17 protein-coding genes are annotated in these 17555 nt (G+C 66.1%); 10 read left to right on the top strand and 7 right to left on the bottom strand.

The features are described 5' to 3' along the window. The first annotated feature begins 164 nt into the window (after positions 1 to 164). The gene (locus ACFW6D_RS16635) at positions 165 to 3107 is read left to right on the top strand and encodes an FAD-binding and (Fe-S)-binding domain-containing protein (RefSeq protein WP_379328984.1); all 2943 of its coding nucleotides are present in this window, start codon (positions 165 to 167) and stop codon (positions 3105 to 3107) included. Between the two features lie 76 nt (positions 3108 to 3183). Next, entirely contained in the window at positions 3184 to 4125 is a 942-nt protein-coding gene (locus tag ACFW6D_RS16630) for a DNA-3-methyladenine glycosylase family protein (RefSeq protein WP_379328982.1), read from the top strand. Here the strand turns inward: ACFW6D_RS16630 and ACFW6D_RS16625 are convergent. After that, positions 4122 to 4328 (bottom strand): hypothetical protein, encoded by a 207-nt coding sequence (locus tag ACFW6D_RS16625; RefSeq protein WP_379328980.1) that lies wholly within the window; start codon positions 4326 to 4328, stop codon positions 4122 to 4124. The genes ACFW6D_RS16630 and ACFW6D_RS16625 overlap by 4 nt on opposite strands. Positions 4329 to 4504: 176 nt before the next feature. On the opposite strand from ACFW6D_RS16625, the gene ACFW6D_RS16620 reads away from it, so the two are divergent. Genes ACFW6D_RS16620 through ACFW6D_RS16610 form a run of 3 tightly spaced genes read left to right on the top strand, consistent with a single transcriptional unit; the run spans position 4505 to position 5819 of the window. After that, complete coding sequence (locus ACFW6D_RS16620; RefSeq protein WP_379328978.1) at positions 4505 to 5416, top strand: helix-turn-helix domain-containing protein; 912 nt, start codon at positions 4505 to 4507, stop codon at positions 5414 to 5416. After that, the gene (locus tag ACFW6D_RS16615; RefSeq protein WP_379239438.1) at positions 5413 to 5613 is read left to right on the top strand and encodes a DUF397 domain-containing protein; all 201 of its coding nucleotides are present in this window, start codon (positions 5413 to 5415) and stop codon (positions 5611 to 5613) included. The genes ACFW6D_RS16620 and ACFW6D_RS16615 overlap by 4 nt, the downstream gene beginning before the upstream one ends. Then, a complete protein-coding gene (locus tag ACFW6D_RS16610; RefSeq protein ID WP_379328976.1) occupies positions 5610 to 5819 on the top strand; it encodes a DUF397 domain-containing protein in 210 nt (69 codons plus the stop codon). The genes ACFW6D_RS16615 and ACFW6D_RS16610 overlap by 4 nt, the downstream gene beginning before the upstream one ends. Before the next feature lie 327 nt (positions 5820 to 6146). On the opposite strand, the gene ACFW6D_RS16605 is transcribed toward ACFW6D_RS16610, so the two are convergent. The 3 genes from ACFW6D_RS16605 to ACFW6D_RS16595 are packed head-to-tail and all read right to left on the bottom strand — an operon-like array spanning position 6147 to position 9688. Continuing rightward, positions 6147 to 6893, bottom strand: coding sequence for a succinate dehydrogenase/fumarate reductase iron-sulfur subunit (locus ACFW6D_RS16605; RefSeq protein ID WP_379239440.1), 747 nt, complete (start codon positions 6891 to 6893; stop codon positions 6147 to 6149). Positions 6894 to 6895: 2 nt separating this feature from the next. Then, entirely contained in the window at positions 6896 to 8818 is a 1923-nt protein-coding gene (locus tag ACFW6D_RS16600; RefSeq protein ID WP_379328974.1) for a fumarate reductase/succinate dehydrogenase flavoprotein subunit, read from the bottom strand. Between the two features lie 30 nt (positions 8819 to 8848). Next, positions 8849 to 9688, bottom strand: a complete 840-nt coding sequence (locus ACFW6D_RS16595; RefSeq protein WP_379328972.1) for a hypothetical protein — start codon at positions 9686 to 9688, stop codon at positions 8849 to 8851. Between the two features lie 247 nt (positions 9689 to 9935). Between ACFW6D_RS16595 and ACFW6D_RS16590 the strand changes: the two genes are divergently transcribed. Continuing rightward, positions 9936 to 11111 (top strand): acetyl-CoA acetyltransferase, encoded by a 1176-nt coding sequence (locus ACFW6D_RS16590; RefSeq protein ID WP_379328970.1) that lies wholly within the window; start codon positions 9936 to 9938, stop codon positions 11109 to 11111. Positions 11112 to 11580: 469 nt separating this feature from the next. Here ACFW6D_RS16590 and ACFW6D_RS16585 read toward each other — a convergent pair whose 3' ends face one another. The 3 genes from ACFW6D_RS16585 to ACFW6D_RS16575 all read right to left on the bottom strand — a co-directional run bounded on the left by ACFW6D_RS16585 (position 11581) and on the right by ACFW6D_RS16575 (position 14455). Beyond that, positions 11581 to 11871 carry a hypothetical protein gene (locus ACFW6D_RS16585; RefSeq protein ID WP_379328968.1) on the bottom strand — a complete coding sequence of 97 codons (291 nt, stop codon included), beginning with the start codon at positions 11869 to 11871 and terminating at the stop codon, positions 11581 to 11583. Positions 11872 to 12062: 191 nt separating this feature from the next. Beyond that, positions 12063 to 13010, bottom strand: a complete 948-nt coding sequence (locus ACFW6D_RS16580; RefSeq protein ID WP_379328966.1) for an alpha/beta fold hydrolase — start codon at positions 13008 to 13010, stop codon at positions 12063 to 12065. A gap of 263 nt (positions 13011 to 13273) precedes the next feature. Continuing rightward, positions 13274 to 14455: an AAA family ATPase gene (locus ACFW6D_RS16575; RefSeq protein WP_379328964.1), complete on the bottom strand. Its 1182-nt coding sequence runs from the start codon at positions 14453 to 14455 to the stop codon at positions 13274 to 13276. Positions 14456 to 14563: 108 nt separating this feature from the next. Between ACFW6D_RS16575 and ACFW6D_RS16570 the strand changes: the two genes are divergently transcribed. The 4 genes from ACFW6D_RS16570 (at position 14564) to ACFW6D_RS16555 (ending at position 17545) form a co-directional block, all read left to right on the top strand. Beyond that, entirely contained in the window at positions 14564 to 14827 is a 264-nt protein-coding gene (locus tag ACFW6D_RS16570; RefSeq protein ID WP_379328963.1) for a hypothetical protein, read from the top strand. A gap of 361 nt (positions 14828 to 15188) precedes the next feature. Further along, positions 15189 to 15728: a C40 family peptidase gene (locus tag ACFW6D_RS16565; protein ID WP_379329028.1), complete on the top strand. Its 540-nt coding sequence runs from the start codon at positions 15189 to 15191 to the stop codon at positions 15726 to 15728. Positions 15729 to 15731: 3 nt separating this feature from the next. Beyond that, positions 15732 to 16133, top strand: a complete 402-nt coding sequence (locus ACFW6D_RS16560) for an RNA-binding S4 domain-containing protein (RefSeq protein ID WP_379328961.1) — start codon at positions 15732 to 15734, stop codon at positions 16131 to 16133. Positions 16134 to 16603: 470 nt separating this feature from the next. Continuing rightward, positions 16604 to 17545, top strand: coding sequence for an MBL fold metallo-hydrolase (locus ACFW6D_RS16555; RefSeq protein WP_379328959.1), 942 nt, complete (start codon positions 16604 to 16606; stop codon positions 17543 to 17545). The last annotated feature ends 10 nt before the right edge of the window (positions 17546 to 17555 follow it).

Genomic DNA, 17555 nt, shown 5'->3' with positions numbered 1-17555 from the left:
CATGGCGGGGTTGGGGTGTGCGTTGTGGCTGAGAGTGCGGTCATGGCGGACTTTGGGTGCGTCGTATGGCTGGGGGTGTGGTCATGGCGGAACAGGGGTGTGCGGTGTGGCTGGGTGCTGTCATGGCGGATCTGGGGTCTACGGGACGCGCATAGGCTCACAGGGTGGACGATGATCGGAGTGTGGAACGGCTTGCCGATGCCGTGCGTGCGCGGGTCGGGTGCACGGTCGACGCGTCGGTGCGTAGGCGCGTCGAGTACTCCTCCGACGCGTCCAACTACCGCGTTCGGCCCGCGATGGTGGTGTTTCCGCAGGGCGATGATGATGTCGCCGCGACCGTGGTCTTCGCGCGTGAGAACGGGCTGTCGGTCACCGCTCGCGGCGCGGGCACCTCGGTCGCGGGCAATGCCATCGGGCCGGGGGTCGTGCTGGATTTCAGCAGGCACATGAAGGCGGTGCGCGCGGTCGATGTCGAGGCGCGAACGGCCACGGTGCAGCCGGGGGTGGTGCTGTCGGAACTGCAGCGCAAGCTGCGACCGCACGGGCTGCGGTTCGGGCCCGATCCGTCGACGCAGGATCGCTGCACGTTGGGCGGAATGATCGGCAACAATGCCTGCGGACCGCATGCGCTGGCCTGGGGGCGCACCGCCGATACCGTGCGTGAACTGCGCATTCTCGACGGTACGGGGCAACGGCGGACGCTCGGCACCGACCTGACCGCAGTGCCCGGTCTGGCGAATTTCACCACTGCGAACTTGGCTGTCCTGCGCACCGAACTCGGTCGCTTCGATCGACAGGCATCCGGCTATGGTCTGGAACATCTGCTGCCGGAACATGGTTCGTCGGTCGCGAAGGCTTTCGTGGGCTCCGAAGGAACCTGTGGACTACTTCTGGAAGCAGATGTCGCGCTCACGCCGGTACCCGCGGCAACGGTACTGACGGTCCTCGGATACGCCGATATCGCTTCGGCCGCAGACGATATCGCCGCTGTGGTCAGATGCGCGCCGATCGCGGTGGAGGGCATTGATGCGGGCTTGGTCGATGTAGTCCGCGCGCACAGGGGAACCGTGCCCGAACTACCGCGAGGCCGCGGATGGCTGTTCGTCGAAACTGCGGGAGCAACCCCGGCCGAAGCATTGGCTGCAGCCGAACTGCTTTGCGCGACAAGCAATGCCGATGACCACCGAATAGTTACCGATTCTGTTGCCGCGGCGGCGCTCTGGCGTATCCGAGCCGACGGCGCGGGTCTGGCGGGTCGAACGCCTGACGGAAATCCGGCCTGGCCGGGTTGGGAAGACGCGGCCGTCCCACCGGAGAATCTGGGCACCTATCTCCGCGAATTCGCCACGCTCACCGCTGAATACGACGTAACCGGTCTGCTCTACGGCCACATAGGCGACGGTTGCATCCACGTCCGCCTCGACTTCCCGATCGCCGACGCCCCCCAACGCTTCCGCACCTTCCTCTTCGATGCCGCCGAACTAGTTGTGCGCCACGGCGGCTCACTCTCGGGTGAACACGGCGACGGCCGAGCCAGATCCGAACTCCTCGAAGTCATGTACTCACCGGCCGCCCGCGCGGCGTTCTCGGGCTTCAAATCCCTCTTCGACCCCGGCAACATCCTCAACCCCGGCGTCCTCGTCGCCCCGAACCCCGTGGACGCCGACCTGCGCGTAGCCGGTCTCGCACCGTTCCCCGCGCGAGGTTTCGCCCTGTCCACAGACTCCGGCGATTTATCCACAGCTGTGCACAGATGTGTAGGAATCGCCAAGTGCCGCGCGGACACTCGCACGTCCGGCGGCTTCATGTGCCCGTCGTATCTGGCCACCGCCGACGAGAAGGACACCACCCGCGCCCGCGCCAGAGTGCTCCAGGAGGTCGTGCGCGGTGAACTCGACTGGCGCGCACCGGCAGTCGAGGAATCCCTCGATCTCTGCCTGTCCTGCAAAGCCTGCGCCTCCGACTGCCCCGCCGGCGTCGACATGGCGACTTACAAGTCCGAGGCACTGTACCGCCGCTACCGAAACCGCCTCCGTCCGCTGGATCACTATGTCCTGGGCCAACTCCCACGCTGGCTCACCATCGCGCAACGCTTCCCCCGCCTCGCCAACGCCCTGGCTTCCCGTCCGCACCTCCGCCGAGCTGGCATGCGTCTGGCCGGAATCGACCCCAGACGCGCGGCACCGCGACTCGCCCCTACATCGCTGCGCCGGATCTGGAAAATTTCGGGCCGAAACGGCACCCGTGCTGCGGTCGAGACCGCCTCCGATCGTGGCTCGCGGCTCTGGAAAGTGCTGGACCGAACCGACACTCACGCATCGGACGGGATCACCTCCGCCGCATACGATCTCGACTCGGCCCGAAGCCATGGCGTCGGGCCGGCCGTAGTCGGCAATCCGCACGCACGGGAAGTGATGCTGTGGATCGACACCTTCACCGACACCTTCGACCCCGAAAACGCCCTAGCCGCAATCCAACTGATCGAACAGCTCGGCTACAAGGTCACCATCCCGAACACCAAAGTCTGCTGCGGCCTCACCTGGATCAGCACCGGCCAACTCGACGGCGCCCGCACCCGCCTACGCGCTACTCTCGACGCGGTCTCCGACCACGTAACCGCAGGCGGCCTGATCATCGGCCTCGAACCCTCCTGTACCGCCACCCTGCGCGCCGACCTCCCCGAACTACTCCCCCACGACCCCCGCGCGAAACAGGTCGCGGCCTCGGTCCGCACCCTGGCGGAGTTCCTGCTCGACCACCCCACCTGGCAACCACCCCGGCGCCCACAGGACACGGTGATCGTCCAACCCCACTGCCACCAGCACGCCGTCGGCGGCTTCGAAGCCGAACGCCGAATCCTCGAGACCATGGGAGTGACGGTCAAGGAACTCGCAGGCTGCTGCGGCCTGGCAGGCAACTTCGGCATGCAGAAGGGCCACTACGAAGTCTCGGTCGCGGTCGCGGAAAACGCCCTGCTCCCGGCCCTACGAACCGCCGCGCCGAACACGATCTTCCTGGCCGACGGCTTCTCCTGCCGCACCCAAGCCGCCCAGCTGGCCGATGTCCGCGGCGTCCACCTGGCCAGGTACCTGCTCGAGCTGCGGTGATCGGCGAGCTCACCGGAACCCATGTTGCGCGAGGTCGGCGGTGGGGGGACGCCGATCACAGGCGCACAATGGTCGAGTGCGTGACCAGACCCTGGACCAGGACCTGGCCGGTCTGTCCAGAACGGTCCGGTCGAGCCGACCCTTCGACGTCGCCATCACCGTCGAACCCCTGCGTCGCGGCGGCGGCGACCCCTGCCACCACATCACCCCCGACGGCGCCCACTGGCACGCCTCGCGCATGCCCACCGGTGTGGTCACCTACCGCCTCACCCAGGACGGCCGTGACGGCGCCACCGCTCGCGCCTGGGGCCCCGGCGCCGAAGAATTCCTGGCCGACCTCGAGACCATGCTCTGCCTCGAGGAGAACCTGGACGACTTCTCCCCCGAACACCCCAAGCTCAAAGAAGCCCACCGCACCGTCCCCGGCCTGCGCATGCTGAAGACCGGCCGGGTGATGGAGTCGCTGGTCCCCGCCATCCTCGAACAAAAAGTGCACACGAAGGCCTCGTTCGCCTCCTGGCGCACCCTGGTCCGCGAGTTCGGCACGAAAGCCCCCGGCCCGGCCCCGACCGGCCTGATGGTCGCACCGGACGCCGAGACCTGGCGACTGATCCCGTCGTGGAAGTACCACCGAGCCAATGTCGGCCCGCAACGCGCACAGACCATCGTGCGCGCCGCCAGGGTCGCAGACTCGATCGAACGCACGGCAACCCTCGACCCGACCGAGGCCGCGCAACGTTTACGCAGCCTGCCCGGCATCGGCGTGTGGACGGTGGCCGAGACCGCGCAACGCGCCTTCGGCGACGCCGACGCCCTCTCGGTGGGCGACTACCACCTCGCCGCCGTGGTCGGCTGGAGCCTGCTCGGCCACCCGATCGACGACGACGCGATGATCGAATACCTGCGCCCGCTACAACCCCACCGCTACCGCGCGGTACGACTCCTCGGCCTGAGCGGCCAGGCGCACAAACCGAAGTTCGGCCCGCGCGACCCGATCACCGATCACCGCCACCACTAACGCGTGGCGCGCGCGTCCAGCACGCAGCGGCCTGCTTCGACGAGGGTGTTGCGGGCGCGCCTGCGCACCCGACACACTTCGACCGTGCAGTCGAGGTGCAATTGCATTGCGGCATGGGCTTGTTCGGGATCCATCGGTCCCGGATCGGTAGAGCAACTCAGCAGTGCTGTGGCGACGCGCATGTTCACTTCGCTCAATTGCATGAACCAAGCACAGCACGCAAACACCCGGCTAACGGTGAGTACACGCGGCCTTCGCGAGATTTACCGTGAATTCCCAGCACAACATCCAAGGGGGAGTGCAGGATTCCCCACAGTGGACGAAATCCATCCTCGCAGTGGGGCTCGGCGCGGATGTGCGACACAGAAGGAGTGGGGCTGTGGCAGCGATCGCATCGAACGGAACAGACGGGCACGGTGTCTCCTCGACCCTGCCACGTCGTCAACTCGGCCGCTACCTGCGTGATTGGCGCACGCAGGCCGGGCTGACCATCGCCGAAGCGGCCCGGCTGATGGAATGGGGTGCCAGCACCCTGCAGCGACTGGAAAAGGGGCAGGCCGACCGTATTCGCACCATCGATATCCACGAACTGTGCCGGATCTACGGCATTCCCGAACACCTCGCCGACGGTCTCACCGGCCTCGCGCAGCAGGCCGCTGTCAAGAGCTGGTGGCACGCTTACGGCGATCTGATTCCCGAGAACTTCGATATCTATGTGGGTTTGGAGGCGTCGGCGCATCGGTTGCGCGCCTATCAGTCCGAGCTGGTCCCCGGTCTGCTGCAGACCGCGGAATACGCGCGGGCGCTGAATCATCTGGGCTTTCCCCAGGATTCGGTCGACGAGCTCGATCGGCGGGTCGCGCTGCGACTACAACGCCAGGCGTTGATCACCCGCAAGCATTCGCCGGCCGAGATCGACGTGGTTCTGCACGAATCGGTATTGCGCAGCGTCGTGGGTGATGCAAAGGTGATGGCTGCGCAGTTGCGACACCTCGCCGACGCGAGTACCCGAAGTAATGTGGCATTGCGCATCATGCCGTTTGTCGCCGGTGTTCCACTCGGAGTCTCCACCGGACCTTTCACGGTTCTCGAGTTCGGTACCGACGGCAAGGGGCAACCGGTCGAACCGCCGGTGGTGTACGCCGAAGGCTTCACCGGCGACCTCTACCTGGAACGACGCGCGGATGTTCGAAGGTACGACCGGGCTCATGAATCCCTCCAGCGCGTCGCGTTGGATATCCAGTCGAGTAGAAACCTGCTCCGGCAGGTCGCGAAGGAGTATGTGGCATGAGTTTCGATCTCGTCGACGCACACTGGTTCAAGAGCACTCGTAGCGGTGCGGGCAAGGATTGCGTCGAAGTTGCTTTCCTGTTCGGTGGGCAGGTCGGGGTGCGTGACAGCAAGAACCCCGCGGGCCCCGCGCTGGTCTTCGACGGCGCCAGCTGGGACGCGTTCACCCGCGGCATCGACACCGGTGTCTTCGCGTGAACACCAAGCGCGATATCGACACCGCGGGCGCCACCTGGCTGCGTGCGGGCTCGGCCGAGGGCAGTGTGGAGGTCGCCATGCTGGCCGACGGATACGTCGCGCTGCGCGACAGCAAGAACCCCGACGGCCCGGTGCTGATCTTCACCCCTGGTGAATGGACAGCCTTCACCGCGGGCGTGCACGACGGCGAGTTCGACCGTCCTTAGATCACAGAACGATAATTTTTCGCCGTAGGGCGTGGTTTGGTGCGGTGCCTGGTCGGGTAGACCAGGTATATGGACCGAGGGTTGAAGAAGATGCCACCCCGGTACCGGAGGCTAGCGCCTGAGGACGGGGTGGAACGCCTGATCGTGGTCCTGCTTTTCGCAGTATCGGCGGTCGGAATCTTCGTACTCACCGGCTCGTTGCTGTCGGCGCTGTTCATCGGATTACTGGTCGGATCAGTCGCTATGGGGACTGTCGCTGTCTTATAGACAGCTGATGCTGCGGGTTTCGCAACCCGCAGCATCAACAGTTCGCAGCGTCAGTATGTTTCAGCGTCGGAAAAGTTTATTTCCGAGCCAGACAATCGGGTCATATTTGCGATCCACCACCCGTTCCTTCAGTGGAATCAGCGCATTATCGGTGATCTTGATGTGCTCGGGGCACACATCGGTGCAGCACTTGGTGATATTGCAGTAGCCCAAACCTGCTTCCTCCTGGGCCATTTCGCGTCGATCGCGCGTATCCAGGGGATGCATCTCCAACTCGGTGATGCGCATCAGGTAGCGCGGACCGGCGAAGGCGGGCTTGTTCTCCTCGTGGTCACGCACCACATGGCAGGTGTCCTGGCACAGGAAGCACTCGATGCACTTGCGGAACTCCTGCGAGCGCTCCACGTCGACCTGTTTCATCCGGTAGTCGCCCGGCGCGAGACCGGCCGGTGGCGCGAACGACGGTATCTCCCTTGCCTTCTCGTAGTTGAACGAGACGTCGGTGACGAGGTCCCTGATGATCGGGAAGGTCCGCATCGGGGTGACGGTGATGACTTCCTCCGGCGTGAACGTCGACATCCGCGTCATGCACAGCAATCGCGGGCGCCCGTTCACCTCCGCCGAACACGAACCACACTTGCCCGCTTTGCAATTCCAGCGAACCGCGAGGTCGGGGGTCTGGGTGGCCTGCAGGCGATGGATGATGTCGAGCACCACCTCGCCCTCGTTCACCGCCACCGTGTAGTCCTCGAGCTGACCGCCGTCGATGTCGCCGCGCCAGACCCGGAACCGGGCGTCGTATCCCATGGTTACGCCTTTCCCTCGGCTGTCGGGTGCTCAGCCAATTCTTGCTCGGTGTAGTACTTTTCGAGCTCGCTCACTTCGAACAGGGCGAGCAGGTCGTCGCGCATCGGCGTCTGATCGGCGGGAGTCACGGTGACATCCGGGATCTGCGCCCGCGAACCGGGTGCGGCCGCGCAGACCAGCAACTTGTTGCGCCAGTCCGGGTTCATGCCGGGGTGATCGTCGCGGGTGTGCCCGCCACGGCTCTCGGTGCGCAAAAGCGCTGCCTGAGCGACACATTCGCTCACCAGCAGCATGTTGGCCAGGTCGAGAGCCAGGTGCCAGCCGGGGTTGAAGGGGCGCTTGCCCGCCACCGTCACGTTCGCGTAGCGGGCGCGCAGTTCGTTCAGCTTGTCGATCGCCGCGCGCACCTCGTGCTCCTTGCGGATGATGCCGACCAGGTCGTTCATCGTCTGCTGGAGTTCGGAGTGCAGGGTGTAGGGGTTCTCGCCGGTCTCATCAGCGGTCGAATCGAACGGTGCCAGTGCGGTTTTCACCGCATCATCGACATCGGCCTCGGCCGGTACCGGCTTGGCCGTCAGCTGCTGGACATACGCCGAAGCACCGAGCCCAGCCCTGCGACCGAACACCAGCAGGTCCGAGAGCGAGTTGCCGCCGAGCCGGTTCGAACCGTGCATCCCCCCGGAACACTCACCGGCAGCGAACAATCCGGGCACGACCGCCGCGCCGGTATCGGGGTTCACCTCGATCCCGCCCATCACGTAGTGGCAGGTGGGCCCGACTTCCATCGGCTCGGCGGTGATGTCGACATCGGCCAGTTCCTTGAACTGGTGGTGCATCGACGGCAGCCTACGCACGATCTCGTCGGCGGGCATGCGGGAGGCGATGTCGAGATAGACGCCGCCGTGCTCGGTGCCGCGGCCTGCCTTCACCTCTTCGTTGATCGCGCGCGCGACCTCGTCACGGGGGAGTAGGTCGGGGGTGCGGCGCGCGGAATCGTTGTCGCGCAACCACTGATCGGCTTCTTCCTCGGTTTCGGCGTACTGGCCCTTGAACACCGGCGGGATGTAGTCGAACATGAACCGCTTGCCCTCGGAGTTCTTCAGCACGCCGCCGTCACCACGCACGCCTTCGGTGACGAGGATGCCCTTCACGCTCGGTGGCCAGACCATGCCGGTGGGGTGGAACTGCAGGAATTCCATGTTGATCAGCGTCGCGCCGGAGCGCAGGGCCAGTGCGTGCCCGTCGCCGGTGTACTCCCAGGAATTCGATGTCACCTTGTAGGACTTGCCGATTCCGCCGGTGGCCAGCACGACAGCCGGTGCCTTGAACAGCACGAACCCACCGGATTCGCGCCAGTAACCGAACGCGCCCGCGATTGCGCCTGCGTCGGTGAGCAATTCGGTGATCGTGCACTCGGCGAAGACTTTGATCCTGGCCTCGTAGTCGCCGGTCTCGGCGTAGTCCTCCTGCTGCAGCGACACGATCTTCTGCTGCATCGTGCGGATCAGTTCGAGGCCCGTCCGGTCGCCGACGTGGGCGAGACGTGGGTAGGTATGGCCGCCGAAGTTGCGCTGGCTGATCCGGCCGTCGGGCGTCCGATCGAACAGTGCCCCATAGGTTTCCAGCTCCCACACCCGATCGGCCGCCTCCTGGGCATGCAGTTCGGCCATGCGCCAGTTGTTGAGGAACTTGCCGCCGCGCATGGTGTCTTTGAAATGCGTCTGCCAGTTGTCCTTGTCGTTGGCATTGCCCATCGACGCCGCACAACCACCCTCGGCCATCACGGTATGTGCCTTGCCGAACAACGACTTACACACCACCGCCACCGAAAGCCCTTGTTCGCGAGCCTCGATCACGGCTCGCAGACCCGCGCCGCCCGCCCCGATCACCACGACGTCGTAGTCGTGCCGTTCAACCTCTGACATTGGAATTCGAGCTCCTCGCGTTGTTACGGCTCAGTTGACGAACCGCAGGTCCGAAATGGTTTCGCTCGCAACCAACATCACGTAGAAGTCGGTGAGCACGAGGGTGCCGAGAGTGGTCCAGGCCAGCGCCATGTGGCGGGTGTTGAGCTTGGAGATCTGGGTCCAGTACCAGTACCGCACCGGGTGGGCGGAGAAGTTCTTGAGCTTGCCGCCCACGATGTGCCTGCACGAGTGACACGACAGGGTGTAGGCCCACAGCCCGATCACATTGACCAGCAACACGACATTGCCGAGGCCGAAACCGAAACCGCCACTGCTGCCGTGGAACGCGGTGATCGCGTCATAGGTGTTGATCAGCGTGACAACCAGCGCCACGTAGAAGAAGTAGCGGTGCGAGTTCTGGATGATCAACGGCAACCGTGACTCGCCCGTGTAGCGCGCGTGCGGCTCGGCCACCGCGCAGGCAGGCGGGGAGAACCACACCGAGCGGTAGTAGGCCTTGCGGTAGTAGTAGCAGGTCAGCCGGAAGCCGAGCAGGAACGGCAACACCACGAAACCCAGCGGGATCCACATCGGCAGCTCGGGAAAGGGTGTGCCGAAATGAGCCGAGCCCGGCACGCACGAGTCGCTCAGACACGGCGAGTAGAACGGGGTCAGATAGTGGAACTCGGGTACCCAATAAGCTGTGCGCACAAAGGATCTGATCGTCGCGTAAGTGACGAACGCGAAGAGTCCGAGCGCGGTGAACAGCGGCGGCAGCCACCAGCGGTCGGTGCGGAGGGTGCGCGCGGAGATGCGGGCACGTGTTCGGCTGAAGACGCCGGTCCCCGCGGAGTGCGATGCGGGGGAGGCGGTCGGTGCGGCACTCACGGTGGATGCCTCGCTGATCTTCGGGTCGGCGGGGAGTGATCATTACCCACCGCGATGGATTGTGATGTGGAGCACCATACGCCTGTGTTCGCGCCGCTCGCGCCGGGTCTCACGCACTCGGTCGCCGCACATAGCGGTGATCTCGATCACAGCCGTGACGTCGGTGACGACGTGTCATGCCCGTGCAACAAACCTGTGGTGACCTGTGACAGGTAATCCCCCGCCGGGGAGAGGAGCGTGACGCGTAATGAGAAGAGCCGCGATCGTGGCACCCGTTCGCACGCCCAGCGGCGTCGAGGGTGGTGCGCTGTCGGGTATGCCCGCCGAATGGCTGGCTACCACGGTGTTATCGGCCGTGATCGAACGCTCCGGGATCGACCCGCTACGCATCGAAGACGTGGCCATGGCCTGTATCGACGGTGGTCTCTCCGATGTGCCCGCGGTGGGTTCGCTCGCCGCGCGCGGTGCCGGATTACCTTTCGCTGTACCCGGTTTCATCACCGACAAACACGGTGGCAGCGGCCTGCAGGCGGTGATCACCGCGGCGATGATGGTGCAGACCGGTGCCGCCGATGTGGTGGTCGCGGGTGGGGTCGAATGCGCGTCGTCCGTGCCGGGACTGCCAGGCGGAACCGCTGGGCTGCACAACGCCGAGCACCTGGCGCACTACTACGGGATCGATCGCAATGCCGCCGACGAGTTCGCGGTGGCAAGCCATCGCAAGGCGGCCCGCGCCTGGCGGCAGGGTGCGTTCGCGGCCGAGGTGGTCGGCGTCGCGGCCGGATACGGCGACCACCAGATCACCCGTGACGAAGGTGTCCGCGACGACCTGTCGACACACACCCTCGCCGGCCTGCGCCCCCTACTCGCCGACGGCGTGGTGACGGTCGGGAACATGAGTACGCATCGGCTCGGAGCATCCGCGTGCTTGGTCGTGGCCGAGGACCGGCTCGGCGAGCTCGGGCTGACCCCGATGGCGTTTCTCGCCGGATGGGCGGCGGCAGGGTGCGACAGTGAGGGGCCGGGACTCGGGGCGGCGCCCGCGGTGTCGAAACTGCTCGGGCGGACCGGCTGCACCCTGGACGAGATCGACTTGCTCGAGATCAACGAGGGTTATGCGGTGGAGGTGCTCGCGCTGGCCACCGAATGGGAACTCGACCCACTCGACCGGCTCAACGTGAACGGTTCCGACATCGCGCTCGGCCACCCGGTCGGGGCCACCGGCCTGCGGATCATGACGACGATGCTGCACGAACTGGGCCGCACCGGCGGTCGCTACGGGCTGGAGGCCATCGCCCTCGGCCACGACCACGGGATCGCGGCACTGTTCGAATCGGCGGAGGTCGACGAGCCGGTCGAAGTGCCTCGGGGGGCTCGGTTCCATGGGTCTCGGACACGCAGGCTCGGTCGACACCGGGCTTGAGTTCGGATCGGGCTGTACCGAGTCCGGGTGGTTTTGGCTGGCGAGTTACCGGGTCCGGGGCAGGTGTACTTTTTGCTGTGTTTTTGGAGCGCTGGCGCGCTCGAGCGGGGCCCCGGAGGGCCCCGATCTTCCCTCCCTGCGGGTACTCCTTCGTCGCACCCTCCGGTCAGTCCAGATCGGGGCGGGCCCCTTTGGTAGAGACTTCCTGGTGATTACCCGACCCAGGGTTGTCAGCGCATCGGCCGCTACGCATTCTTTGTTGACCCGACCTGGGATGTAGAACGTCGATGGTCGCTGCGCATCCACTCGACCTGGGATGTAGAACGTCGATGGTCGCTGCGCATCCACCCGAACCGGGATGTAGGCAACGGTCGCAGCGCGTCCTGCCGAGTCGGCCGAGGGTGTGTCAGGTGTACACAGGTCGGCGCGACGACCCTGTTCGCAGGGCCGTCGCGCCGGTGATCAAGCCTTACTTCGTGCGCGGGCGGGAGTGGAAGCCCAACCCCTCGTCCTGGGCGCCCATCCAGGCTGCTTCATCCGACTTGCTGTCGGGGACGTAGATCGGCTCCGACCTGCGGGGGACCGCCAGTTCCGGCGGTGGTTCCTGTTCGAAATCCTCGGCGTCGATGACGAGCCGCTCCAGGTCGTTCTCCAGGCGGCGGATTGCGCCCGCATCGCCGTAGTTGGAACGCAGTGCGCCGATCGATTGCCGGAGTTGGCCGACCGCGTAGCGCAGTTCCGCAATATCGCTGCGTGTCATCGTTACCTCCTGGGTATATGGCGGGCATACCGACTCGCCGGATCACGGGTACGCCCGTAAAGTCCCCGGGCCGCACTGCACCGAGTGTGTGACTCACCACACATCGTGATCTCCACCACAATAACGGATCTTTTCGGTTTACGCCCGTTGTTGTGGGGGATCACAGGATTGCCGTCGGGTAACTGTTCGCCCTACCCGGCGACGGCGTACCTGACACGGATCCCGGCGCTCGCCCGGTCGAGCAGCGCGGTGATCGAATGCGCCACCTCCTCCGCGCGTTCGAGGATCACGCTGTGACCCGCGCCCTCGATCCGCACCAACTCCGCGCCCGCCAGCTGCGAGGCCAGCACCACCGAGTGTGCGAACGGCACCATGAGATCGGCCGAACCGGCCAGGACCAGCGCGGGTAGGTCGCCGAAGCGGGGGAGGGTGTGCGCCTCGTCGAACTCGAGCAGCGAGCTCAGGAACCCCGACATGGTGAGCAGCGCGGTCTCGTTGAGGACGGCGGTGGCGATGGCCGCGACCCGCGGATTCACCCGCCGGGTACCCGTGCTCGCCTCGCGGATCAACGGCCCGAAGACCCAGCGGGACAAGCGCTTCGACGCCTGCATTACCCGAGGCGCGTGCACGACGGCGCGCTGCAGCGAGGCCACCGCGTGCCGGTTGAGCAGCCTACCCAGGCCGACCTCGGTGATCCCGCCCGCGGCGCCGGCGATCAGGCCGATCCCGGCAACCCGCTCGCCGATGGCCTCGGGGTACAGGCGCGCGTAGGCCAGCACCACCATCGCGCCCATCGAATGCCCGACCAGCACCACGGGTCCGGTCGGCGCGACCGCGCGCAGCACCGCGTCGAGATCGGTGGCGAGCTGGTCGATCGTGTAGGTGTCGTGGTGGGCGTGCCCGGATTCGCCGTGGCCGCGGTGGTCGTAGAAGACCATGCGGGTGTCGGCATCCCCGTCGCGCAGCAGGTGTTCGCGCAGGAACGACCAGGATTCGGTGTGCAGGCAGTGGCCGTGGACGAAGACGACGGTCAGGGCCGCGTCGGCGGCGCCGAAGCTGCGGACCGCGATCGGCACACCGTCATCGGTGACGACAGTGCAGCGGCGACCGCTGTCGGTGCTAGGGAAGGTCTTCGACATTGCGGCCTCCTCCGTCCGGCGGGACGCGCCTCGGGTGGCGGGTTCCTGCTGGTGTTTTCGGAGTAGGTTTCCAGCACGTTAACCGCTCAACCCTCGCGTTATCCACCCGATGCGCAACCGATCCCGGGCGGGCTCGCACCGTTACTCAGGAAAATCTTCTGGTTTCTAGATATTTCACTAGAAATTTGTAGACGACTGTCGAGATGCGGCTTCGCAGGTATCTATTCCGATTTCTAGTAGAGGGTCTAGAAACGGGAAGAAACTCATACGCTCCGGAGATAGCGGCCAAAATGGGGGACGGTGAAGCCGATCGTGCCGCGTTCGGCCGAGTAGATGAGGCCCTTCTTGATCAGGCCGTCGCGCGCGGGCGACACCGACGCAGGCTTGCGCCCGAGCTCGGCGGCCACGGCCGAGGTCGCGACCGGCGCGTCGTCGCCCGCCAGATCGGCCATCGCGCGCATGTACTCGCGCTCGGCGGGCGTCGCGCGTTCGTAGCGGGAACCGAAGAACCCGACCGCCAGTTCCTCTTCGGCGGCGGGGGAGGCCACCGCCACGTCTTCGGCGGTGATCGGGCTGTCTGGTGCCTGATCCCAGGCCGCCTTGCCGTAGGCCTGCACGAAATACGGGTAGCCATCGGCTCTTTGGTAGAGCGAATCGAGCGCCGTTTCGGTGAACTTCACGTCCTCGCGTTCGGCGGGCGCGATCAGCGCGAGGTCGGCCGACTCGCGGTCGAGACGATCGATGCGGTGATAGCTGAACAGTCGCTCGGAGTAGCTTTTCGAGGCCGAAAGCACCGCGGGCAGATGGGGCAGACCCGCACCGACGACGATCAGCGGTGCGCCGTCCTGGCTCAGTTCGTGGCAGGCGCCGCAGATCGCGGACACATCGGCCGGGCCGAGATCTTGCATTTCGTCGATGAAGACGGCAATGCCGACGCCGATGTCGGCGGCAAGCGCGGCAGCCTCTTTGAACAGCTCGATCAGGTCGATCTCGATATCGCCGGAATCGGCGCGACCCGTCACCGCGGGCACGTCGATGCCGGGCTGCCAGCGTTCGCGCATGCCCTTGTCCGCGGTGGCGCGCAGGGCGAAGGCCTTGAGGATGCCGAGGAAATCGTCGACCTGTTCGGCATTGCGGGCATTCATCGCGACCGCGCGCACCGCCATGTGCAGTGCCGAGGACAGCGGCCTGCGCAGATCCTGGTCGGGCCTCGCCTCGATCTTGCCGGTGCCCCAGCCGCGCGAGATGGCGGCGGAGCGAAGTTGATTGAGCAGCACGGTCTTTCCGACGCCGCGCAAGCCGGTGAGCATCACGCTGCGTTCCGGGCGACCGCGCGCGATGCGCTCGAGCACGATGTCGAACGCGGCGAGTTGTTTGCCGCGCCCGGCCAATTCGGGCGGACGCTGGCCGGCGCCGGGTGCATACGGATTGCGCACGGGGTCCATGCCGGATAACCGTAGCGCGTGCGCACCGGAGAATCTCGGTAACTCTGCGTCGTGTCCTAGATACTGCTAGCGAACAGAAGAATGTCCGCGAATTCGAGATGGAGGGTGATGTCCGAGCAACCGAGGTCCACCGCCGAAATGGTCGCCGCCTGGCCGCTGCCGCAGGGGGCGCATCTGGCCGACTCGGTCCGGCGGGCACTGCTCGCGACGCTAGAGGCGACGGTGGAGGAGGGCTACAGCGAACCTCCGCCGGAGTCGCTCGCCACGCTCGCGCTCGGACCGCTGCTGATCATGCTCGGCAGGCTAGAGATCGATCTGGCCGACGCACGCACCCGCATCGACGAACTCGAACGAGCGTTGGGTACGCGGTAACGCACCGCGAGACGGCGGCGATGAAATCGTTACTCGCGCCGACACGCCGGTGCCGTGGCCCCTGTTCTGGGCTTTTCCCGTCGGAGGAAAACAACTTGCGTGCTTCGCTGGACAGCGCTCATCACAGGCCGTAATCTTCTCGTGACTTAGTGGAGTCTGTCGGTTCGTCAGAGAAGCGGCGCCATTGGGTCACCGCCGAATAGTCGTCGTCGCCACCGCGATTCACGACGAAGCGGCGGGTGAGTAGCAAGATCGGAGACTCGTCTCGGTGGGTAAACACAGCTTGCAGCGGGATTCTCGACTGCCGAATTCCGTCAAGGGCGCCCTCGTCTTGGGTGCGGTGGCCGCTACAACCGGTGCGATGCCCGCGCTTTCGCAGGCCGCCACGATCAACATCCCCGGTCTCGGAAACTTCGATCTGCCGCCAGAGCTCGAGCAGCCGGCGCAGGAAGCCGAGAAGCAGCTGCAGTCGATGGTCGCCCCGCAGGGCCAGGCCGCACCGCAGCTCCCGAGCCTGCACTTCGAGGTCCCGTTCGAGCAGCCGCAGCAGCAGCAGTCCGCGGGCAACATCGCCCTCGACGCCGCGCGCGGCAAGCTGGGCGCCCAGTACAACTGGGGTGCCGCGGGCCCGCAGAGTTTCGACTGCTCCGGTCTCGTGCAGTGGGCATACCGCCAGGCCGGTGTCGAACTGCCGCGCACCAGCTTCGAGCAGTCGCACGTCGGCGCTCCCGTTTCCTTCGACAACCTGCAGGCCGGTGACATCGTCATCACCAACGGTGGCGGCCACGTCGGTATCTACGCGGGCAACGGTCAGCTCCTCAACGCCGTGCAGTCGGGCACCCCGGTGTCCTACACCCAGCTCTCCGCCGACGACGTCGTTACGGCCCGTCGTATCGTCTAAGGGGTGACGCCCGCCCCTTCGAGTGCCAAGCACTCCGACACCCAGGCCCGCGTGGATGCGTGGACCTGGGCGGTGCGCCTGTTCAAAACACGCTCGGCCGCGGCAGCAGCTTGCCGCGCCGGGCATGTGCGCGTTAACGGGGTCACCGCGAAACCGGCCCTGACCGTCCGCCCCGGCGACGAGATCAGGGTCCGTGCCGCCGGGCTCGAACGCATCGTGATCGTCGAGCGGATCATTCACAAGCGCGTCGGCCCGCCCGTGGCCGCCCAGTGCCTGATCGACCGCAGTCCACCGCCGCCGCCGAAGGAAGTCCTCGCGACCCTGCCAGTGCGTGAGCGTGGTGCCGGGCGACCGACGAAACGCGAACGGCGCGAGACTGATCGGCTCATGGGCCGTACCGACTGAGTTGTGAGCGCTGGTTCGGAGGCGCTGTCAGGACATTTGCTTTACCGGGTCCGGGTCAGCTGTACTTTTTGCTGTGTTTTTGGAGCGCTGGCGCGCTCGAGCGGGCCCCGGAGGGCCCCGATCTTCCCTCCCTCCGGGTACTCCTTCGTCGCACCCTCCGGTCAGTCCAGATCGGGGCGGGCCCCTTTGGTAGAGACTGCCTGGTGATTACCCGACCCAGGGTTGTGGACGCATCGGTCTCTACACATCCACGCTTACCCGACCCAGGCTGTATACACAGGTCGCTACGCATCCCGCCTACCCGTCCTGGGCTGTGAGCATCGGTCGCTACGCATCCCGCCTACGCGACCCGGGCTGTGGAGGTGGGGCGGTACGCGGATGTTGTTTGCGTTAGCCGAATTGGCGTCGTCGGGGTGTGGGCGAACCTCGTCCGGTGGTCGGGGTGTGGGGGATCGCCTACGGTGACAGGTATGGGTGAGCGCACGACGATGTTATCGACTGTTCTCGCCTGCTGTGTCGCTGTCGCCGCGACGGGACCGCGGCTGCTCTGGCCGCGTGGGGCGAACAAGGCATTTCTCGACCGGCTCGAGTCCGCTCCGGTTCCGCCCGCGCACAACACCGTTGAGCTGACCGCGCTGATGCAGGCGGATCTGTGCGCGCCGACGGCGATCGTCGCCGAGGGTGTGCGGACGCTGCGGTCCACCCGGCTGACCATGTCGACGTTCCTGATCCGCCACCCCGACGCCACCTTCCTGGTCGACCCGGCGATCTGCGCGGGCGTACACCAGCGGGTACTGCCCGAGCTGGGATTCCCAGCCGCGCAACTGGTCGCCCCCGACGATCCGATCCACCCGCTGACCGACGTGCTCGCCGCACACGACCTCACCGGCAACGACATCGACTTCGTGCTGCCGACACACCTGCACTGGGACCACGTCTCCGGCCTGTACGAGCTGCCCGGTCTCGTCCCGATCCGGGTGCCCGCCGTCGAATACCGTTGGGCGATGGCCGGTTCGCGCACGCCGCTCGGTGTCGCCCGCGGTCCCCTGCGCGGTCGCGCCTTCGACCTCTACGAACTCGACGGCCCGCCGATCCTCACCTTCGCCCGCAGTCACGACCTCTTCGGCGACGGCTCCGTCCTGATCGTCGACCTGCCGGGTCACACTCCCGGCAGCGTCGGCATCCTGCTCGCGGTCGACGACGGTTCCCGCGTCCTGCTCGCGGGCGACGCGGTCTGGAGCACCCTGCAAATCGACCTGCTTCGCGAAAAAGCTCCGATACCAGGCGAATTCGTCGACACCGACCGCGACAAGGCCTTCGAAACCATCCACCGCCTGCACGCCCTGCCCGCCGAGATCGAAGTGATCCCCGGCCACGACCACGCCGCTGTTGCTGCCCGCGCCGCAAGCTGAGCCGCCCGGA

The sequence above is a fragment of the Nocardia sp. NPDC058705 genome, assembly GCF_042749305.1.
Lineage (GTDB): Bacteria > Actinomycetota > Actinomycetes > Mycobacteriales > Mycobacteriaceae > Nocardia.
This window is presented reverse-complemented; position numbering and strand designations above follow the sequence as displayed.

What these genes read in the sequence shown, in the direction of transcription:
- ACFW6D_RS16625 (WP_379328980.1), bottom strand. Translation starts at nt 4,328, where the DNA reads ATGCAATTGAGCGAAGTGAACATGCGCGTCGCCACAGCACTGCTGAGT.
- ACFW6D_RS16615 (WP_379239438.1), top strand. Translation starts at nt 5,413, where the DNA reads ATGAGTTTCGATCTCGTCGACGCACACTGGTTCAAGAGCACTCGTAGC.
- ACFW6D_RS16605 (WP_379239440.1), bottom strand. Translation starts at nt 6,893, where the DNA reads ATGGGATACGACGCCCGGTTCCGGGTCTGGCGCGGCGACATCGACGGC.
- ACFW6D_RS16600 (WP_379328974.1), bottom strand. Translation starts at nt 8,818, where the DNA reads ATGTCAGAGGTTGAACGGCACGACTACGACGTCGTGGTGATCGGGGCG.
- ACFW6D_RS16590 (WP_379328970.1), top strand. Translation starts at nt 9,936, where the DNA reads ATGAGAAGAGCCGCGATCGTGGCACCCGTTCGCACGCCCAGCGGCGTC.
- ACFW6D_RS16585 (WP_379328968.1), bottom strand. Translation starts at nt 11,871, where the DNA reads ATGACACGCAGCGATATTGCGGAACTGCGCTACGCGGTCGGCCAACTC.
- ACFW6D_RS16580 (WP_379328966.1), bottom strand. Translation starts at nt 13,010, where the DNA reads ATGTCGAAGACCTTCCCTAGCACCGACAGCGGTCGCCGCTGCACTGTC.
- ACFW6D_RS16575 (WP_379328964.1), bottom strand. Translation starts at nt 14,455, where the DNA reads ATGGACCCCGTGCGCAATCCGTATGCACCCGGCGCCGGCCAGCGTCCG.
- ACFW6D_RS16570 (WP_379328963.1), top strand. Translation starts at nt 14,564, where the DNA reads ATGTCCGAGCAACCGAGGTCCACCGCCGAAATGGTCGCCGCCTGGCCG.
- ACFW6D_RS16565 (WP_379329028.1), top strand. Translation starts at nt 15,189, where the DNA reads ATGCCCGCGCTTTCGCAGGCCGCCACGATCAACATCCCCGGTCTCGGA.
- ACFW6D_RS16555 (WP_379328959.1), top strand. Translation starts at nt 16,604, where the DNA reads ATGGGTGAGCGCACGACGATGTTATCGACTGTTCTCGCCTGCTGTGTC.